Source organism: Paractinoplanes toevensis (genome assembly GCF_018332695.1).
Taxonomy (GTDB): Bacteria; Actinomycetota; Actinomycetes; order Mycobacteriales; family Micromonosporaceae; genus Actinoplanes; species Actinoplanes toevensis.
The window spans coordinates 19,060-35,580 of the sequence record NZ_BOQN01000014.1; the positions used below are offsets into that span (position 1 = coordinate 19,060).

Below are 16,521 nucleotides of genomic sequence, written 5' to 3' on the forward strand. Positions count from 1 at the left end.
GTGCAAAGCGCCCGTCCCGTAGGTCAGGCCCGCCGGCCGAGGAGCGGCAGGGTGAAGGTCATTCGCGAGCCGCCGCGGTCATTTCCGGCCACGCTGATGGTGCCGCCGTGCCGTTCCACGATTCGTTTGCAGATGGCCAGGCCCAGGCCGGTGCCGGCGTAGCCCTGGCCGGTGTGGGCGCGGTGGAAGTTCTGGAAGATCGCGTCGTGCTGGCCGGCCGGGATGCCGATGCCGTTGTCGTCCACCGCTACCCGGACGAAGCCGTCGCCGGTCGGCTCGCAGGACACCGCGATGCGCGGCACCACTCCGGGCGCGGTGTACTTGATCGCGTTGCCGATCAGGTTTTCCAGCAGTTGCCGGGTGAGCACCGGGTCGGCGTCGACGACGGCCAGGTCGTCGATGTCGAAGCGGGGCATCGGCGCGGACATGCCGGCCGCGTTGTCGAGCCGCCCGGTGGCGATGTCCCGGACGATTTCGTCGAGGTCCACCGCGGTCGGCGACAGGCTCGCGTCCCGGGCCGTGGTGTAGGCCAGCAGCCCGTTGATCAGGCTGCGCATCCGGGTGGCGGCCCGCTGGATCCGGGCCACGCTGTCGCCCTGCGCCCCGCCCAGGTCATCGGCGAGCGCCTCGGACCAGCCCTCGATCGTGGTGAGCGGGTTGAGCAGGTCGTGCGCCACCACCCCGGCGAACGAGGTGAGCTCGTCGCGGTGCCGGCGGTCGGCGGTGACGTCGTGGAAGACGATCACGGCCTGCCGGCGGCCGTCCGCCGAGGCGGCCACCTCGGAGCCGGTGACCTGGACGATCCGGCCGTCGGGCACGGCCGCGTTGCGGATGAGCAGATCCATCGGCTCCCGGTAGCGGCCCGTGAAGATCTGCCGGTAGACGTAGTCGTCCTCGGCGAGGGGGGTGCCGTCGGGGTGGAACAGGCCGTAGAACCGGTTCTCCCGCATCATGTCGTCGTCGCTGGTCACGCCGAGCAGCCGGGTGGCGGCCGGGTTGCGGACCCGCAGCCGGCCGTCCTCGTCGACGACGCCGAGGCCCTCGGCCATCGAGTCGATGATCGTGGTCATCGTCCGGGCCTGTTCGACGGCCGCCCGCTCGGACTCGCGCAACTGCTCGACCAGCGCCTCCCGCTCGTCCCGGCTGAGCGCCAGGGCCAGGCCGACCACCGCGACCATGCCGACGAACAGCTGGGCCACGAGGGCGCGCATCGGGTTGGCCGCGATCTCGGCGAACGGGCCGGTGCCGTGCAGCGTGAACAGGATGGCGAGGGCGCCGAAGGCCACGTCGTGCAGGACCACGAAGGTGGTGCGCATCCGCAGGCCGGCCCAGATGGTCAGGGAGATCGCGACGAAGGCCAGCGGCAGGCCGTTGGCCAGGCCGAAGATCATCCCGTAGACGAGGAGGGACACGGCCACCAGGGTGATGTACTCGATCCGCCGGGCCGGGCCGAGCGCCGACCAGATGCCGGGCCCGGTGCGCGACCGCCGCGATTGCCAGATCCAGGCGATCCGCCGGGCTCCGATGCCGATGAGCAGCACACTGACCGTGTTGCGGGCCAGCCAGACGAGGGTTGACTCGTACGAGAAGTGTCCGTTGATCAGCCACATGCCGAGGGTGCCGAGGCCCGCGCCGGCGACCGTGCTGGCCGCCGCGGCCGCGATGAACCGCCACAGTTCGGACAACCGGGTCATCGTCCGCCCGCAGGGCGTCCACAAGTCGGGCAGCCATTGGTCGAAGAGCCGGGCGAAGACGACACCCTGCACCAGGTTGGCGACCACGAACACCACCGCGGCCCGGGCGCTCGCTCCGGTGGCCAGGTTGACCGCCATGGTGACGACGGCCAGCGCGGCCCCGTCCACCCAGCGCCACGGCGACCGCCGCTGGGTGGTGAACCACACCGCCAGGATGCCGGCCGCCGGCCAGATCATGCTGAGGTTCGTGGCGTCCATGACCGTGAGCCGCCCGGCGTACGTGGCGACCAGGTACAGCACGGTGAAGCCGAGCGTGCGCCGCAGCGACCGGTTCAACGTGTCGGACATGCCATGCCCTTCGGCAGCCCGCACCGGCGACCTTAATGTCAGTGTTGGGCGGTGGCCAGGAGCAGCCAGTTGACTCGGCGCAGCATCTCCACCTGGCTGAACGGCTTCGGCAGGTAGTCGTCGGCGCCGATGGCGAAGCCCCGGTCGATGTCGGCCGGCCGGTTGTTGCCGCTGATCATCAACACCGGGATCTGCGCGGTCTCCGGCCGGGCGTGCAGCTCGTAGCAGACGCTGAGGCCGTCCATCTGCGGCATGCTCACGTCCAGGACGATCAGGCGCGGGCGGCTCTCCACCGCCAGGTTCAGCGCGGACTGCCCGTTGTCGGCACTCAGCGTCCGGAAGCCGGCCACCTGGAGTTTGAAGGCGATGACGTCACGGATGTCGTCATCGTCGTCGGCGATCAGGATCGTGGAGCTGATCGGCGCCGAGATCGGCGGCGAGGTGAGCGCCTGGATGAACTCGTCGGGGCGCGGCTCGGTGATGATCATCTGGGTGAACCTCCTAGCGGATGGACGGGTGCCGGTTGGTGATGAGGTCTTGCAGTTCGGCGACCAGCAGCCGCGGGGAGAGCGGCTTCGGCAGGTAGCGGTCCGCGCCGGCGCCGAGCCCGGCGTCGACGTCGTAGGCGTGCGTGTTCGACGAGATCATCAAGATCGCGGTGTCCCGGTTGGCCGGGTTGCGGCGGGCGAGCTGGCAGAGCTCGATGCCGTTGAGCGCCGGCATCCGGACGTCGGTGATCAGGCCGACCGGCTTGGCCACGGTGAGAATCCGGGCCGCCGTGTTGCCGTCCTTCGCCGCGACCGTCCGGTAACCCGCGGACTCCAGGGTGAAGGCGAGCATGTCGCGGACGTCGGTGTCGTCCTCGGCTATCAGGATCAGGTTCTGGTTCATGCGGCGCTCCCTCTGCGACCGGCTTCCGGCTCTGCGACCGGCCTGATCGTCCGCGGCGGGGTGACCCTGAACGAGATTCCGGTTGCATCCCGGGAGCGGCGTCTGCCGATGGCAGAAGAACTGGGCACAACCGAGCGCATCGGTGAGGATCGAGCGATGGTGACCTTCTCGCTGCAGGCGCAGCCGACCGACGCCGCCGGGTGGCTCGACATCGCCCGCCGGGCCGAGCAGATCGGATTCGACTCGCTCTACGTCGCGGACCATCCGGGTTCCTGCGCGGCACCGTTCGTGGCGCTGGCCGCGGCGGCCGCGGTCACCACCCGGCTGCGCCTGGGGTCATACGTGTCGAACGCGGGCGTCCGCGAACCGATCCTGCTCGCCACCGATGTGGCCACCCTCGACGTGGTGTCCGGCGGCCGAGCCGTTCTCGGCCTCGGCGCCGGGCACACTCCGGCCGAGTGGGCGGCGGTCGGCAAGGTCCGGCCCGGCGTGCGTGGCCGGGTCGACCACTGCATCGAGGTCGCCGAGCGGACCAGGGCGATCCTGGCCGGCGACGGTCTGGACAAACCGCGCCCGGTCCAGGAGCCGGTGCCGTTGCTGATCGGCGGCGGCAACAGCCGGCTGCTGCGCTGGGCGGCCGGGCACGCCGACCTGATCGGCCTGTCCGGCTTGGGCCGCACCCTCGAGGACGGGCACAGCCACGAGACCCGCTGGTCCGCCGGTCAGGTCGACGCGCAGGTGGAGTTGTGCGGCGACACGCCGACCGAGGCGCTGGTGCAGCGCTTCGAGATCACCGACGACGCCGGTCGGACGTATGCCGAGTGGGCGAAGGAGTGGGGCGAGGACGAGGCCGACCTGGTGGCGGCGCCCTACGCCTTCGCCGGCACCCGGGACGAGATCGTCGCGCAGCTGCGGGAGATCGAGCGACGGTGGGGAATCACCCGATACGCCGTCCGGCTCCCGGTGATCGACGCGATCCCCGCGATCCTGGCCGCTTACTGATCCTCGAAGAGCTCCCGCTCCACCCGGTCCCGGTAGTCGACGTAGATCTGCCGGTACCGAGCCAGGGCGGCCCGCGTGTCGCCGCCCTCGAGCAGCGCGATGATCTCGTCGTGCCCCTGGATCCACACGTTCCACAGGCCGCTCTCGGCGGTCATCGCGAGAATCCGCATGGTGCGGGCGACCACAAGATCCACCATGGACTGCAGCTCGCGGTTGCCGCTGGCCAGGATCACGATCGAGCTGAAGTCGGCGCCGGCCGCGCCGGCCGCGAGCACGTTGCCCAGCCGCAGGGCCTCGGTGAACTCCTTCTGTCGCCGGCGCATCAGGTCGAGGTGGGTGTCGGTGAGGTTGTCGACCCCCCACTCGAAACCGGCGCAGGCGAGCACGCTCATCACGTCGATCAGCTCGAGTGCGTTCTTCTGGGTCACCTGGGTGACGTGCCGGGTGCGGTTGGGGGCGATGTCGATGAGGCCTTCGACCGAGAGCTGGGCGATGGCCTCGCGAATGGGCGTGATGCTGACACCGAGCCGGGACGCCAGCTCGGCATCTTTGATCAACGTGCCGGGTGGCAGCTCGCCGGTGACTATCTCGTTGCGTAGCTGCCGGACCACGGCTGCGGTGCGGGTCGGTGGGACCGCGTAAGACATATGGGCAGAGTACTCACGGTGACCAGATGCCGACGCGAGTACTCGCCGGGCATGCTGAACCCATGGTGGCCGGCGTACCCCTCATCGATCTCGATCGTCCGTCGCCGGCGCCGGACCCCGCCTCGGCGCGGGCGCGGGTGCGCCCGGCGCTACTTCTGGTGGCGCTCGTCGCGGTGCTGCTCGCGCTGGGCGGCGCCGCGCCGGCCCGGCGCGGGTTGACGCCCGTGCTGTCGGTGGACGAGCCGGTCACCTCGGCCGAGCTGGGTGCCGGGTCACTCTTCCTGGCCACCCCCAAAGAGGTACGCCGGTACGCGCTGCCCGCCGGGACCCGGGACTGGACCACCCCCTCCGAGCTCAGCGTGCAGAACCTGTGGGTGGACGAGGTGGCCGGGGTGGTGCTGGTCCTGGCGGCCGGGGACGGTGACTCGCTGACCGCGCTGGACGCCCGCTCCGGCCGGGAGCTCTGGACCCGGCCGGCCGGTGACACTCTGGTGATCTCCCTGTCCCGCGGGGGACTTCTCACCCAGACCGGGTTCGGCGAGGTGGCCCGGCTGACCCTGAACGACTCGCGGACCGGCCAGGAACGCTGGAGCCGCGAGGTCGACCCGGCCGGTTTCCTCGGCCCCGACGACATGTACGAGGGCCGCTCGTCGATGATCGTGGCGGTCGGTGCCACCGGCTCGGTGGTGGTGCTGTCCTACACCGACGGGTCGGTGCTCGCCGACGGCGTCCTCGACCTGAACCTGCAGACCACTACCGACCGCTCGGTGCCGGCCAACTTCACGTCGGTGAGCGTGGTCGGCGACCGGCTCTACCTGTCCCGGCGGGTGCTCGGGCGGGCCTCGCTGGCCGCGTACTCGGTGCGGCCGCTGGCCGAGCTGTGGCGGGCCGAGGGCGGCCCGACCGGCACGGTCACCGACTGCGGGCCGGTGCTGTGCGTCGCCGACACCCGCTGGGTGACCGGGGTCGACCCGGCCGGCGGCGCGGTGCGCTGGGAGCAGACGGCCTGGGGCGTCGCCTACCGGTACGACGGGCACCGGCTGTTCGCGTACGACAACCAGGAGGACGCCCGGGCCGCCCTGCTGGACGCCGCCAGCGGCCGGGTACTGCGCCCGCTCGGGCAGAGCCGGCAGCTGGGCGACCTGATCCTGCGCACCGACGGCAGTCGCACCTTCGTGACCGTGCCCGACCCGGCCACCGGTGACCTGCGGACGGTCGGTTCGATGGTCGACGCGGCCTGGTTCCGCTGCCAGGCCGGCGGCGACTACCTGGTCTGCCCGACGCTGCGCGGCGACACCGCGGTCTGGCAGGTCAACTAGCGACCTGACAGGCGTCACTCTTGCGGCAGAACGCGCTGAGCACGATGCTGGCCGTGGCCGCGTCGTCGCTCCCGGTCACCGAGACCGAGGTGATCAGGACGGCCCGGCTCTGCACGGTCTGGAGCCGCTTGAGCACCTTGGAGATGTTGGCCGCGGTGCCCTTCACGCTCAAACCGATCGGCACCGAGTAGACCCCGGCCGTCCCGGTGACCGCCTGGGGGGCACTGATCCCGACCGAGTCGATCTTGATCGTTACCGCGCTCTCCGAGGTCTGGAGCAGGCGCAGGTAGCCGGTCATGTCGTACTTCTCCGGCAGGGCGGCTTCTTTGGCGGTCAACTGGGCCTGGTAGGTAGCGAGCTTCGCGTCCTTCGCCTTGAGTTCGTTCAGGTCGTGTCGGAGCACGACCAGCTGCACATCCTGGTCGTCGGCCTGGCCCAGCAGGTCGGACTTCTCCGCGTAGACCGGCTTGATGGCCAGCAGGAAGGTGGCCGCAACGATGATGACCACCGCCGCCACCCCGCCGAGCAGCCACAGCCGGTTGCTGTTCTGCGTGCCACCCATCATTTGCTCCCGCAGGTCGTCGTGCTGAACCGGCCGCAGAGGTAGTCCTTGGCGACGGCGGCGGTCAGGGTGAAGGTCCAGGTGCTGTCGTCCTCAGCGGTCGTGGCGGTGAGGTAGACGTTGTCGACCCCCTTGACGCCGGCCAGCGCGTCGACGACGTTCGCGACGGTGGCCTTGTCCTTGGCGGTGCCGCTGATCTGCAGGGTGCCGACGGTGTCGCTGGTGGCGGTACTGCCCGCGGTGTCCTCGGTGAGGGTGGCGGCCACGTCGGTGAGCGTTCCGCCCTTCTTGGACGCGGCGCTGCGCATCGCGTCGAACAGGGTGTACCAGGGCAGGTCCTTGGCCGTCGCCACCTTGAGGTCGGCGACGATCTGGTCCCGCTCGTTGATCACGTCGGTGACCTCGTCGTAGGTGCGCGCCGCCTTGCGGGCGTCGTCCACCTGGCCGGTCACCGAGGCCAGGTCGCTCGCGGCCAGGTCGCGTTCCTTGTCGGCCAGCAGGTACCAGCCGCCCATCACGAGGACGACCAGCACGACCGCGCCGATCAGCAGGAACCGGGTGCGGCGGGCGTTGCGCCCGGAGAGGATCTCGTCGGGCAGCAGTCTGGCGCGGATCGGCAGGATCCGCAGCGCCTGCTCGGGGGAGACGGCCGCGTCGAGCGGCATCAGGGCCGTGGTGGTGGTGCTCATCAGGCTGCCGCTCCCAGGGTCAGGCCGATCGACACGGCCGCCGACGGTACGAAGCTGTCGAAGCCGTTCTCGCGGCCCTTGCGCGTGTCCCGCAACCGGCTCGCGCCGTCGGCGTACATCACGGTGATGCCCAGCTGCTGCTGCAGGTGCTCGGCGAGGCCGGGCATCAGCGCGCTGCCACCGCAGAGCGCGAGCCGGGTGACCTGCTTGGCCCGCTCGCCGGACGCCAGGTAGGTGAACGAGCTGCGCAGCTCGCTGGCGATCGGGCGGACCGCCTCGGCGGCCGCCTCCACGGTGACCGGGTTGCCGTCGCCGTGCAGGCCGAAGCGGCACTTGACCATCTCGGCCTCCTGCGCCGAGATGCCGAGCCGGGTGGCCATCGAGGCGGTGATCTCCTGGCCGCCGCGGGGGACGGTCCGCACGATCAGCGGTTCACCGTCCGCGTGCACGACCACACTGGTCACGTCGGCCCCGATGTCCACGATCGCCTCGACCTGGGTGTCCAGCCGGGAGGCGGCCCGCAGCAGGGCGAACGTGGCCAGGTCGACCCCGTCCACGGTCAGGCCGGCCTTCTGCGCCGCGTCCACCGCGGCCAGCACGGCGTCCTTGGGCGTGGCGATGAGCAGGCCGCGTACGGTCGGGTTGCTGCCCGGCTCCTCGAGCGGGTAGAAGTCCAGCACCGCCTTCTCCACCGCCAGCGGCAGGGCGTCCTTGACCTGGAACGGCAGTGCCTGGTGCAGCTCCTTGGCCGGCAGGTTGGCCACCGACATCTCGCGCACCACCAGCTGCGGGTGGGTCACCCCGATGCTGACGTGCTTGGTGCCGAACTTGTGGGTGGTCCAGAGCTGCCGCAGCGCGGTGGTGACGGCGACCGGGTCCTGGACGACGCCGCCGGTGACGGTGCCCGGCGCCAGGGCGATCTGGCCGAAGTTGGCCAGTGCGTAGCCCTCCTTGGTCCGGCGGGCCTCCACGGCACGGATCGTGGACGAGCCGATGTCCAGCCCGATCGGTATGGCGCCTGCCATGGGGATCCCTTCGAGTGCTCAGGCGGTGGGGAGAAGGAGATTCGCGTACCAGTCCGCGATCGGCGCGGCCGCGAAGACCGCGAGGAAGGCGCCCGCGAGCATGTACGGGCCGAACGGGATGCGGCTCCTGCGGGTGGCCAGCTTCGCGGCCATCAGCAGGACACCGGCGACGCCGCCGAGCAGGAAGCCGGCGAACGCGCCCACGACCACCGAGCTCCAGCCCAGCCAGCCCAGGTAGAGCCCGAGCAGCGGGGCGAGTTTGACGTCGCCGCCGCCCATGCCCTTGGGGAGCACGGCGAGGATCCAGTAACCGGCGTAGAGCAGGACCGCCGCGATCAGGCCGCGGACCGCCGCGTCCCAGCTGTGCTCGGCGATGACCGCCGGCAGCAGCAGGAGCGGGGCCACCGCGTAGGACGGCAGCACGATCTTGTCGGGCAGTCGCATCAGGTCGATGTCGATCGCGGCCAGGGCGATCGACACGGCGGCCAGGTAGAGGTAGGCGGGCAGTTCCCACGACCAGCCGAACTTCGCGGCGACCGCCACGAACAGGGCGGCGGTGCCGGCCTCCACCAGTGGGTAGCGGGCGCTGATCGGCGCGGCGCAGTCGGCGCACCGGCCGCGCAGCACCAGCCACCCGAGCACCGGGACGTTGTGCCGGTTGCGGACCGCGCTGCCGCAGTGCGGGCAGTGCGACCCGGGCTGGACCAGCGACTCGTTGCGCGGCACCCGATAGATCACGACGTTCACGAACGAACCCACCGCGAGGCCGAGGAGGCCGACGATGCTGAGCAGCAGGGTCTGCGGCATTGTCCGTCCTCCTCGGCCGGGTGCGGGTGGTGGTGTCCGGATTGCGCCCTGGGGGCGCGACCCGATGGGTGGATCAGGTGCAGGTGGCCACGGAGGGGGTGCCGGCGGTGGAGGTCTTGACCGAGCCGCCGTTGAGGCTGTTGTAGATGTAGACCTTGCCGCTGCCGCCGCCGTTGGTCGCGCAGACCACGTACGAGGTGCCGCTGGTGTCGAGCAGGTAGGTGAAGGTGGTCTTGTCCGACAGCGTGATCTTCTGGTTACCGATCGCCACCGGCGACGTGGACTGGCTGACCAGGGTGGTGGCGTTCGCCGGGTACGTGTTGCCGTTGTCGGTGTAGTACTGCTCGATCGCGCTGATGGCGCCGCGAACGTCCGACTGTGCCGACTTGTCGGCCGCGCCCTTGCGGTAGTTCAGGTAGACCGGGACGGCGATCGCGACGAGTACGCCGATGATGACCACGACGACCAAGAGCTCGATGAGGGTGAAGCCCTCGTCGCCCTTCTTGGTGCGGAGCCGGTTGATGATGTCGGTCATGGGGGTGCCTCCATGGCTGAGGATGGTGCGGGGAAGGGGTCAGGGATGGTGCCGCCGGGACTTACGCACCCGGGCAGCCGCAAAATCGGCCGTTCGCAGCAAAACTTGAGGCTCAGTTGCTCTGGATGTTCTGGTAAATCGTGAACATCGGGAGGTACAGACAGACCACCATTCCGCCGACCACGGCGCCCATCACGAGCACCATGATCGGTTCGATGGATGCGGTCAGGGATTCGGCGGCGCTGTCGACTTCCCTGTCGTAGAAATCGGCGACTTTGTCGAGCATCTGACTGATCTGACCGCTTTCCTCCCCGACCTCGACCATCTGCGTGACCATCGCGGGGAAGATCTTGTGATGTCGCATGGCGGAGGACATGGGCTGGCCGTCCCGTACGGCACCCTGGATGTCCTTCATGGCGACGTTGATGACCTCGTTGCCGGTCGTCTCGCCGACCACGGCCAGCGCCTGCATCACCGGCACGCCGACGTTGAGCAGTAGGCCCAGGTTGCGGGAGAAACGACTCATCGCGAGCTTCTGGAAGAGCGATCCGAAGACCGGCGCCCGCACCTTCAGCTTGTCCACCGCCAGCCGGAACTCGGCGCTGCTGCGCGCCTGGTGCTTGTAGCCGGCCGTCCCGCCGACGAGCAGGATGACGATCAGCGGCCCGATCCACCACATGTTGTGGCTCGCGTCCACCAGGAACTGGGTGATCGCCGGCAGCTCGCCGCCGAGGCTTTTGAACATCGCCTCGAAGATCGGGACGATGAAGATCAGAACGGCCGCGATCAGGACGAACGTGAAGGACAGCACGATCGCCGGGTAGGTCAGCGCACCCTTGATCTTGCCGCGGAGGGCGGTGTCCTTCTCCAGGCTGTCCGCGATCTGCTCCAGCGCGCGGTCGATCATGCCGCCGGTCTCGCCGGCCCGGATCATCGCGATCATCAGGCGCGGGAAGACCTTCTCGTGCTTGCCCATCGAGGCGGACAGCGAGACACCGCCGGACACGTCGCTGCGGACATCGCTGAGCGCCTTCTTCAGCGGGGGCGACGAGGTCTGGTCCTCGAGGATCGCCAGCGATCGCAGCAGCGACATGCCGGACGCGGTCATCGTGGCGAACTGGCGGGCGAAGACCGCCAGGTCCTTGAGGCTGGTCCGGCCGCCCAGTCCCGGGATCTTCAGATCCCGGTTCAGGCCCTGACCGGCCTCCGTGACCTCGAGCGGCACCTCGCCGCGCTGTCGCAGCGCCTGTGTCGCCGCGGCCTCGTTCGGTGCCTCGACGGTGCCCTTCGACTTGCGTCCGGTGGCGTCGATGCTGTTGTAGTGGAAGGTCTTGGTCGAGGGCATGCCATCACATCCGGCCGATGAGTCGCTTGAGTTCCTCCTGCGAATGACAGAGCTCGAGGGCGACCTGCAGGGTCACCACGCCCTCCCGCACCTTCTCGGCCAGGTGCTGGTCGAAGGCGAGCATTCCCTCGCTCCCGCCGGCCTGCATGAACGAGGGGATCTGGTGCGATTTGCCCTCGCGGATCAGGCTGCGGATGGCCGGGGTCGCGGTGAGGATCTCGGCGATCACCACCCGCCCCTTGCCGTCCGCCTTCGGTGCCAGGGCCTGGGTGACCACGCCCTGCAGGGACGCGGCCAGCTGGGCCCGGATCTGGAGCTGCTGGTGCGGGGGGAAGATGTCGATGACCCGGTCGATGGTCTGGGTGGCGCTCTGCGTGTGCAGGGTGGCCAGCACCAGGTGACCGGTCTCGGCCGCGGTCAGCGCGGTCGACGTGGTCTCCAGGTCACGCAGCTCACCGACCAGGATGATGTCCGGGTCCTGCCGCAGCGCGTGCTTGAGCGCGCTGGCGAAGTCCTCGGTGTCCGAGCCCACCTCGCGCTGGTTCACCACGCTGCGCTTGTGCGGGTGGAGGAACTCGATGGGGTCCTCGATGGTGATGATGTGCGCGGCGCGGCTGCGGTTGGCGAGGTCCAGGACCGAGGCGAGCGTGGTGGTCTTGCCGGAGCCGGTGGGGCCGGTGACCAGCACGAGGCCACGGGGCAGGTGGGCGAAGCGGGTCACCGAGTCGGGCATGCCCAGTTCGTCCAGCGGCTTGATCTCGTGCGGGATGGCCCGGAAGACCGCCCCGCACGAGTTGCGCTGCACGTAGAGGTTGCCGCGGAAGCGGGAGACGCCCACGATGCTGTGCGCGAAGTCGAGCTCCTGCTTGTTCTGGAAGGTCTGCCACTGCTCGGCCGTGATGGCCGCGCGGGCCAGCAGGGCGGTGTCCGACGAGTTGAGGTTGCCGTAACCGGGCAGTGGGCGCAGCGAGCCGTGCACCCGGATCATCGGCGGGGTGCCGACGGTCAGGTGCAGGTCGGAGCCCTTCGACTCGACCAGAGTCACCAGCATCTGGTTGAGCACGGCCAGATCGCCCGACGAGGAGGCGGGCGGCGCCGGTGGCGCCGCCTGCTGCTGCGGCGCCGGTTGGTCGGTCGTGTACATCGCACCGGCAATCTGTTGGCTTTTCGTGATGCCACCTAAATTCGGCACCGGGCCGGGCCGCTTTAGCAGGCATTTCGCAAGAATCGGGCGAAGCCCACCACGGCTGGGTAGACTGCGCGTTTTTTCCTAGATGGCGACCCGGGAGACCTCGCGCACCGAGGTGAGGCCGCCGGCCGCCTTGGCCAGGCCGTCCGCTCGCAGGTCGTACATGCCCTGGTCGAGGGCGACCTCGCGGATCTCGTTGGAGGACGCGCGCCGGATGGTCAGCGACTCGATCTCCGGCGAGATCGGCATGACCTCGTGGATCGCGATCCGGCCGCGGTACCCGGTGTTGGCGCAGTTGCGGCAGCCCTTCGGCCGGTACAGCGCCTCCGGCACGACCAGGTCCTCGAACGGCCACCGGGCCCCGACCAGCTCCTCCTCGGTCGGCGTGTACGCCTCCTTGCACCAGTCGCAGAGCCGCCGGGAGAGCCGCTGGGCGAGCACGCAGTCCAGCGACGACCCGACCAGGAACGGCTCGATGCCCATCTCGGTGAGCCGGGTGACCGCGCCGGGCGCGTCGTTGGTGTGCAGGGTGGAGAGCACGAGGTGACCGGTGAGCGAGGCCTCGACCGCGATCTGCGCGGTGTGGCTGTCCCGGATCTCACCGATCAGCACCACGTCCGGGTCGGACCGCAGGATGGCCGGCAGCACGGCCGCGAAGGTCAGGCCGGCCTTCGCGTTCACCTGCACCTGGTTGACCCCGCGCAGGCGGTACTCGACCGGGTCCTCGACCGTGATGACGTTGATCTCCGGCTTGCTGATCCGGCCCAGCGTCGCGTACAGCGTGGTCGACTTGCCGGAACCGGTCGGCCCGGTGACCAGCACCATGCCGTGCGGTTTGCTGAACGACTCGGCGAAGCGACTGAGGTTGTGCTCGGTGAAGCCCAGCTTGTTCATGTCCAGGTCGATGCCGCCGGTGTCGAGCACCCGCAGGACGATCTTCTCGCCCCACACCGTGGGCAGCGTGGCGGTGCGCAGGTCGACCGGCCGCTCGCGGATCAGCGCGGTGATCCGGCCGTTCTGCGGCACCCGCCGCTCGGTGATGTCGACGCCCGACATGATCTTGATGCGGGAGATCAGGGCGGCCATCACGCCGCGCGGCACGATGTCCACCTCGTGCAGCACGCCGTCGATCCGGTAGCGGACCCGCATCTCGTCCTCGGTCGGCTCGAGGTGCAGGTCGGAGGCGCGGTTCATGACCGCCTGCTCGATCAGGTTGTTCACGTACCGGACGATCGGCGCGTCGTCCACGCCGGCCGCCTGGGCGGCCATCCCGACCTGGTCCTCTTCGTCGTCGGCGATGTCGGCCAGGTCGCTGGACTCGCGCTGGAGCTTCTCGATGATCCGGCGGACCTCGGAGCGGGCCACCACCACCGGGCGAATGATCATGCCGGTGGCCGCCCGGACATCGTCCAGCGCGACCACGTCACCCGGGTCGGTGACGCCGACGACCAGTTCGCCGTCGTTCATCGACAGGCCGAGCACCCGGTGCCGCAGCACCACCGACAGCGGGATGCGCTTGAGGGCCTGCGGGTCGGGCGTGAAGCCGACCAGGTCGACCGTGTTGATCCCGAACGCGGCCGCGGCCGCCGTGGTGAGCTGTTCCTCGGTGACGACCTGATCGTTGATCAGGACGGCCCGGACCGAGCGCCCGCTGCGCTGCGCCTCCTGGGCAGCCGCGTCCACGGCCTGTGCATCGACACCGATCTGCTTGAGCGCGTCGAGCAGCGGCCGGAACGTCTGATCCATTACATCCTCAGGGAGACAATTCGGTCTTGTCTCTCGCATCGGACGCGGAGGCGCATTACTGAGTCACTATGACGCAGATTGCACCGGGCGGAACGTCTTCCGGTACGCGCTGGGCGCCACTCCGATCGACGCCTGCATGTGCTGGCGCAGGGCCGTGCCGCTGCCCAGGCCGGAGCGGCGGGCAACCGTCTCGATACCCAGATCGGTCGACTCGAGCAGAAGCTGAGCGTGGGCCACCCGCTGCCGCAGCAGCCACTGCCGCGGGCTCACCCCGGTCTCCTCCCGGAACCGCCGGGTGAACGTGCGCACGCTCATCCGGGCGTGCGCCGCCATGTCCTCCAGGCTGACCGGGTCGGCGAGTCGGTCGAGCGCCCAGTTCCGGGTCGGCTCGGTGCCGATGCCCGCAGCGGGCGGCACCGGCCGCTCGATGTACTGAGCCTGGCCGCCCTCGCGGAACGGCGGCACCACGCACCGGCGGGCGGCCCGGTTGGCGACCTCGGTGCCGTGGTCGTTGCGCACGATGTGCAGGCAGAGGTCGATGCCGGCGCCCACTCCGGCCGAGGTGAGGACGTCGACGTCGTCGACGAACAGGACGTCGAAGTTCCAGTCGACCCGGGGGTAGAGCGGCGGGATGCGGTCGGCCCAGGCCCAGTGGGTGGCGGCGGTGCGGCCGTCGAGCAGCCCGGCCGCGGCCAGCACCGAGGCGCCGGTGCAGATCGAGACGATCCGGGCGCCCCGCTCGTGGGCGGCGCGCAGCGCGTCCTTCACCGCGGGATCGAGGGTGCCGTCGGTGACCGGGCCGCCCCGGCCGATGCCCGGGACGATCACCGTGTCGGCGACCGCCAGCTGCTCGAGACCGTAGTCGGGCACGACGGTGAAGCCGGCCGTGCTGCGCACCGGGCCGGTGCCGCAGACGCGCACGGTGTAGAGCCGCTCGCGATCGGAGCGGCGGGCCGCGTGGAAAACCTGCGGCGGGGTTCCCAGGTCGAGTGCGACGATGCCGTCCAGGGCCAGCTCTGCCACCAAATGCGCCATGGCCCAATTCTTGCGCATGATGGCCTTCCGGCCACTCGTTCGAGCGGCCGAAACCAACCAGGATCGAGAGCGTGCAGAAGTCGTACCGAATTCATCCGGCCTGGTTCGTCGCCGTGATCGCCTTTGTCGCCCTGGTCGGCGCGGCGGGTTTCCGCGCCACCCCGTCCGTCATGATCCGCCCGTTGCACGACGAGTTCGGCTGGTCGCTCGGCACGATCTCGGCCGCCGTCTCGGTGAACCTGCTGCTCTACGGCCTGACCGCTCCGTTCGCGGCCGCGCTGATGGAGAAGTTCGGCATCCGCCGGGTGATCATGGCGGCGCTCGTGCTGGTGTCGGCCGGCTCCGGCCTGACCGTCTTCATGCACTCCAGCTGGCAGCTCATCCTCTGCTGGGGGGTGCTGGTCGGGCTCGGCACCGGCTCGATGGCGCTCGGCTTCGTGGCCGTCATCACCAACCGCTGGTTCGTCAAGCACCGCGGCCTGGTCACCGGCGTGCTCACGGCCGGCGGCGCGGCCGGCAACCTGGTCTTCCTGCCGGTCCTGGCCCGGCTCACCGAGAGCCAGGGCTGGCGGGTCGCGGCGCTGACCGTGTCCGGGGTGGCGCTGCTAGTCGTGCCCCTGGTCTGGTGGCGCCTGCGCGACCACCCGGCCGAGCTGGGCCTCGGCGCCTTCGGCGGCGAGTATGAGGAACCGAAGCCGATCGCCCCGGCCGGCGCCGCCCGCACCGCGTTGCGCGCGCTCGGGCAGGCCGCGAAGACCCGGCCGTTCTGGCTGCTCGCGGGTGGCTTCGCGATCTGCGGTGCCACCACGAACGGCCTGGTCGGCACCCACTTCATCCCGGCCGCGCACGACCACGGGATGGCCGAGACCACCGCGGCCGGGCTGCTCGCCCTGGTCGGGCTGTTCGACATCGCCGGCACGATCATCTCCGGCTGGCTCACCGACCGGGTCGACAGCCGGGTGCTGCTCGGCGTCTACTACTTCGGCCGCGGGCTGTCGCTGCTGGTCCTGCCGTCGCTGTTCGCCGCCACCGCGCACCCCAGCATCGTGGTGTTCATCCTGTTCTACGGCCTCGACTGGGTGGCCACCGTGCCGCCCACGGTCACCCTGTGCCGGGAGTACTTCGGCGCCTCCGGGCCGATCGTCTTCGGCTGGGTCTTCGCCTCGCACCAGTTCGGCGCGGCCGTCGCGGCCAGCGCCGCCGGCCTGCTCCGCGACCAGCTCGGCACCTACAACGCGGCGTGGTACGGCGCCGGGGCACTGGCGATCCTGGCCAGCCTGCTGAGCCTGATGCTCTTCGCCGGCAAGCGGCTCAAGCCGATCGCGCCCGGCATCGGACTGGCGCCGGCGGTATCTAAAGCGTGACTTCGACGACCTCGAGCAGGCCGCTCAGCATGAGAATCTGGTGAACGGTGCGATTCGGGTGGGCCAGCCGGAATCGGATGCCGGCGTCCCGGGCGCGCTGAAATCCGAAGATCAGCGCGCCGAGGCCGGTCGAGTCGATGAAGGTGAGCTCCCGCAGGTCGACCACGATCTGCCGAGGTCGGACGGCCAGTGCCTCCTCCAGAGCCACCCGAACCTGGTCCACGGTGAGCACGTCGACCTCGCCCTGGAGGGCCACGGTGGTGGTCTCCGCGTCACGGTCGAGATTCGTCACGATCTCGTCAGGCAACGGGTCCTTCTTCCAC

General features: G+C 70.1%; 17 protein-coding genes. 3 read left to right on the plus strand and 14 right to left on the minus strand.

The genetic code is table 11. The features are described from left to right. Positions 1-23 precede the first annotated feature (23 nt). The 3 genes from Ato02nite_RS05600 to Ato02nite_RS05610 are packed head-to-tail and all read right to left on the minus strand — an operon-like array spanning position 24 to position 2,933. Entirely contained in the window at positions 24-2,042 is a 2,019-nt protein-coding gene (locus tag Ato02nite_RS05600) for a sensor histidine kinase (protein WP_213005294.1), read from the minus strand. A 38-nt stretch (positions 2,043-2,080) separates the two neighbouring features. Beyond that, positions 2,081-2,530, minus strand: a complete 450-nt coding sequence (locus Ato02nite_RS05605; protein ID WP_213005295.1) for a response regulator — start codon at positions 2,528-2,530, stop codon at positions 2,081-2,083. Between the two features lie 13 nt (positions 2,531-2,543). After that, positions 2,544-2,933 (minus strand): response regulator transcription factor, encoded by a 390-nt coding sequence (locus Ato02nite_RS05610; protein WP_213005296.1) that lies wholly within the window; start codon positions 2,931-2,933, stop codon positions 2,544-2,546. Between the two features lie 156 nt (positions 2,934-3,089). On the opposite strand from Ato02nite_RS05610, the gene Ato02nite_RS05615 reads away from it, so the two are divergent. Beyond that, positions 3,090-3,935, plus strand: coding sequence for an LLM class flavin-dependent oxidoreductase (locus Ato02nite_RS05615; protein ID WP_213005297.1), 846 nt, complete (start codon positions 3,090-3,092; stop codon positions 3,933-3,935). Here Ato02nite_RS05615 and Ato02nite_RS05620 read toward each other — a convergent pair. After that, on the minus strand, positions 3,929-4,582 hold the full coding sequence (locus Ato02nite_RS05620; RefSeq protein WP_213005298.1) for a GntR family transcriptional regulator: 654 nt from the start codon (positions 4,580-4,582) through the stop codon (positions 3,929-3,931). The genes Ato02nite_RS05615 and Ato02nite_RS05620 overlap by 7 nt on opposite strands. A 26-nt stretch (positions 4,583-4,608) precedes the next feature. Here Ato02nite_RS05620 and Ato02nite_RS05625 point away from each other — a divergent pair, with 26 nt between their 5' ends. Then, positions 4,609-5,901: an outer membrane protein assembly factor BamB family protein gene (locus Ato02nite_RS05625; RefSeq protein WP_213005299.1), complete on the plus strand. Its 1,293-nt coding sequence runs from the start codon at positions 4,609-4,611 to the stop codon at positions 5,899-5,901. Here Ato02nite_RS05625 and Ato02nite_RS05630 read toward each other — a convergent pair. The 9 genes from Ato02nite_RS05630 to Ato02nite_RS05670 all read right to left on the minus strand — a co-directional run bounded on the left by Ato02nite_RS05630 (position 5,894) and on the right by Ato02nite_RS05670 (position 14,834). Then, entirely contained in the window at positions 5,894-6,463 is a 570-nt protein-coding gene (locus Ato02nite_RS05630; protein ID WP_213005300.1) for a type 4a pilus biogenesis protein PilO, read from the minus strand. The two genes, Ato02nite_RS05625 and Ato02nite_RS05630, sit on opposite strands and share 8 nt — an antisense overlap. Beyond that, positions 6,463-7,152, minus strand: a complete 690-nt coding sequence (locus Ato02nite_RS05635; protein ID WP_213005301.1) for a PilN domain-containing protein — start codon at positions 7,150-7,152, stop codon at positions 6,463-6,465. The genes Ato02nite_RS05630 and Ato02nite_RS05635 overlap by 1 nt, the downstream gene beginning before the upstream one ends. Then, on the minus strand, positions 7,152-8,177 hold the full coding sequence (gene pilM, locus Ato02nite_RS05640) for a type IV pilus assembly protein PilM (RefSeq protein ID WP_213005302.1): 1,026 nt from the start codon (positions 8,175-8,177) through the stop codon (positions 7,152-7,154). The genes Ato02nite_RS05635 and pilM overlap by 1 nt, the downstream gene beginning before the upstream one ends. A gap of 18 nt (positions 8,178-8,195) precedes the next feature. Continuing rightward, a complete protein-coding gene (locus Ato02nite_RS05645) occupies positions 8,196-8,984 on the minus strand; it encodes a prepilin peptidase (protein ID WP_213005303.1) in 789 nt (262 codons plus the stop codon). A gap of 73 nt (positions 8,985-9,057) precedes the next feature. Continuing rightward, on the minus strand, positions 9,058-9,519 hold the full coding sequence (locus Ato02nite_RS05650) for a type II secretion system protein (RefSeq protein WP_213005304.1): 462 nt from the start codon (positions 9,517-9,519) through the stop codon (positions 9,058-9,060). A 112-nt stretch (positions 9,520-9,631) separates the two neighbouring features. After that, a complete protein-coding gene (locus tag Ato02nite_RS05655) occupies positions 9,632-10,864 on the minus strand; it encodes a type II secretion system F family protein (RefSeq protein WP_213005305.1) in 1,233 nt (410 codons plus the stop codon). 4 nt (positions 10,865-10,868) lie between these two features. After that, the gene (locus tag Ato02nite_RS05660; RefSeq protein WP_213005306.1) at positions 10,869-12,008 is read right to left on the minus strand and encodes a type IV pilus twitching motility protein PilT; all 1,140 of its coding nucleotides are present in this window, start codon (positions 12,006-12,008) and stop codon (positions 10,869-10,871) included. 126 nt (positions 12,009-12,134) lie between these two features. Further along, a complete protein-coding gene (locus Ato02nite_RS05665; protein WP_213005307.1) occupies positions 12,135-13,799 on the minus strand; it encodes a GspE/PulE family protein in 1,665 nt (554 codons plus the stop codon). Between the two features lie 66 nt (positions 13,800-13,865). Continuing rightward, positions 13,866-14,834: a GlxA family transcriptional regulator gene (locus tag Ato02nite_RS05670; protein ID WP_246606153.1), complete on the minus strand. Its 969-nt coding sequence runs from the start codon at positions 14,832-14,834 to the stop codon at positions 13,866-13,868. A gap of 113 nt (positions 14,835-14,947) precedes the next feature. On the opposite strand from Ato02nite_RS05670, the gene Ato02nite_RS05675 reads away from it, so the two are divergent. Further along, positions 14,948-16,198, plus strand: a complete 1,251-nt coding sequence (locus Ato02nite_RS05675) for an MFS transporter (protein ID WP_438873013.1) — start codon at positions 14,948-14,950, stop codon at positions 16,196-16,198. Here the strand turns inward: Ato02nite_RS05675 and Ato02nite_RS05680 are convergent. Beyond that, complete coding sequence (locus Ato02nite_RS05680) at positions 16,188-16,505, minus strand: STAS domain-containing protein (protein ID WP_213005310.1); 318 nt, start codon at positions 16,503-16,505, stop codon at positions 16,188-16,190. The two genes, Ato02nite_RS05675 and Ato02nite_RS05680, sit on opposite strands and share 11 nt — an antisense overlap. Between the last annotated feature and the right edge of the window lie 16 nt (positions 16,506-16,521).

Bases quoted from the DNA above. Each gene is read 5' to 3' on its own strand.
- Ato02nite_RS05650 (WP_213005304.1), bottom strand. From the start codon at position 9,519: ATGACCGACATCATCAACCGGCTCCGCACCAAGAAGGGCGACGAGGGC.
- Ato02nite_RS05600 (WP_213005294.1), bottom strand. From the start codon at position 2,042: ATGTCCGACACGTTGAACCGGTCGCTGCGGCGCACGCTCGGCTTCACC.
- Ato02nite_RS05620 (WP_213005298.1), bottom strand. From the start codon at position 4,582: ATGTCTTACGCGGTCCCACCGACCCGCACCGCAGCCGTGGTCCGGCAG.
- Ato02nite_RS05610 (WP_213005296.1), bottom strand. From the start codon at position 2,933: ATGAACCAGAACCTGATCCTGATAGCCGAGGACGACACCGACGTCCGC.
- Ato02nite_RS05665 (WP_213005307.1), bottom strand. From the start codon at position 13,799: ATGGATCAGACGTTCCGGCCGCTGCTCGACGCGCTCAAGCAGATCGGT.
- Ato02nite_RS05605 (WP_213005295.1), bottom strand. From the start codon at position 2,530: ATGATCATCACCGAGCCGCGCCCCGACGAGTTCATCCAGGCGCTCACC.
- Ato02nite_RS05615 (WP_213005297.1), top strand. From the start codon at position 3,090: ATGGTGACCTTCTCGCTGCAGGCGCAGCCGACCGACGCCGCCGGGTGG.
- Ato02nite_RS05645 (WP_213005303.1), bottom strand. From the start codon at position 8,984: ATGCCGCAGACCCTGCTGCTCAGCATCGTCGGCCTCCTCGGCCTCGCG.
- Ato02nite_RS05635 (WP_213005301.1), bottom strand. From the start codon at position 7,152: ATGAGCACCACCACCACGGCCCTGATGCCGCTCGACGCGGCCGTCTCC.
- Ato02nite_RS05670 (WP_246606153.1), bottom strand. From the start codon at position 14,834: ATGGCGCATTTGGTGGCAGAGCTGGCCCTGGACGGCATCGTCGCACTC.
- pilM (WP_213005302.1), bottom strand. From the start codon at position 8,177: ATGGCAGGCGCCATACCGATCGGGCTGGACATCGGCTCGTCCACGATC.
- Ato02nite_RS05630 (WP_213005300.1), bottom strand. From the start codon at position 6,463: ATGGGTGGCACGCAGAACAGCAACCGGCTGTGGCTGCTCGGCGGGGTG.
- Ato02nite_RS05655 (WP_213005305.1), bottom strand. From the start codon at position 10,864: ATGCCCTCGACCAAGACCTTCCACTACAACAGCATCGACGCCACCGGA.
- Ato02nite_RS05625 (WP_213005299.1), top strand. From the start codon at position 4,609: ATGCCGACGCGAGTACTCGCCGGGCATGCTGAACCCATGGTGGCCGGC.
- Ato02nite_RS05660 (WP_213005306.1), bottom strand. From the start codon at position 12,008: ATGTACACGACCGACCAACCGGCGCCGCAGCAGCAGGCGGCGCCACCG.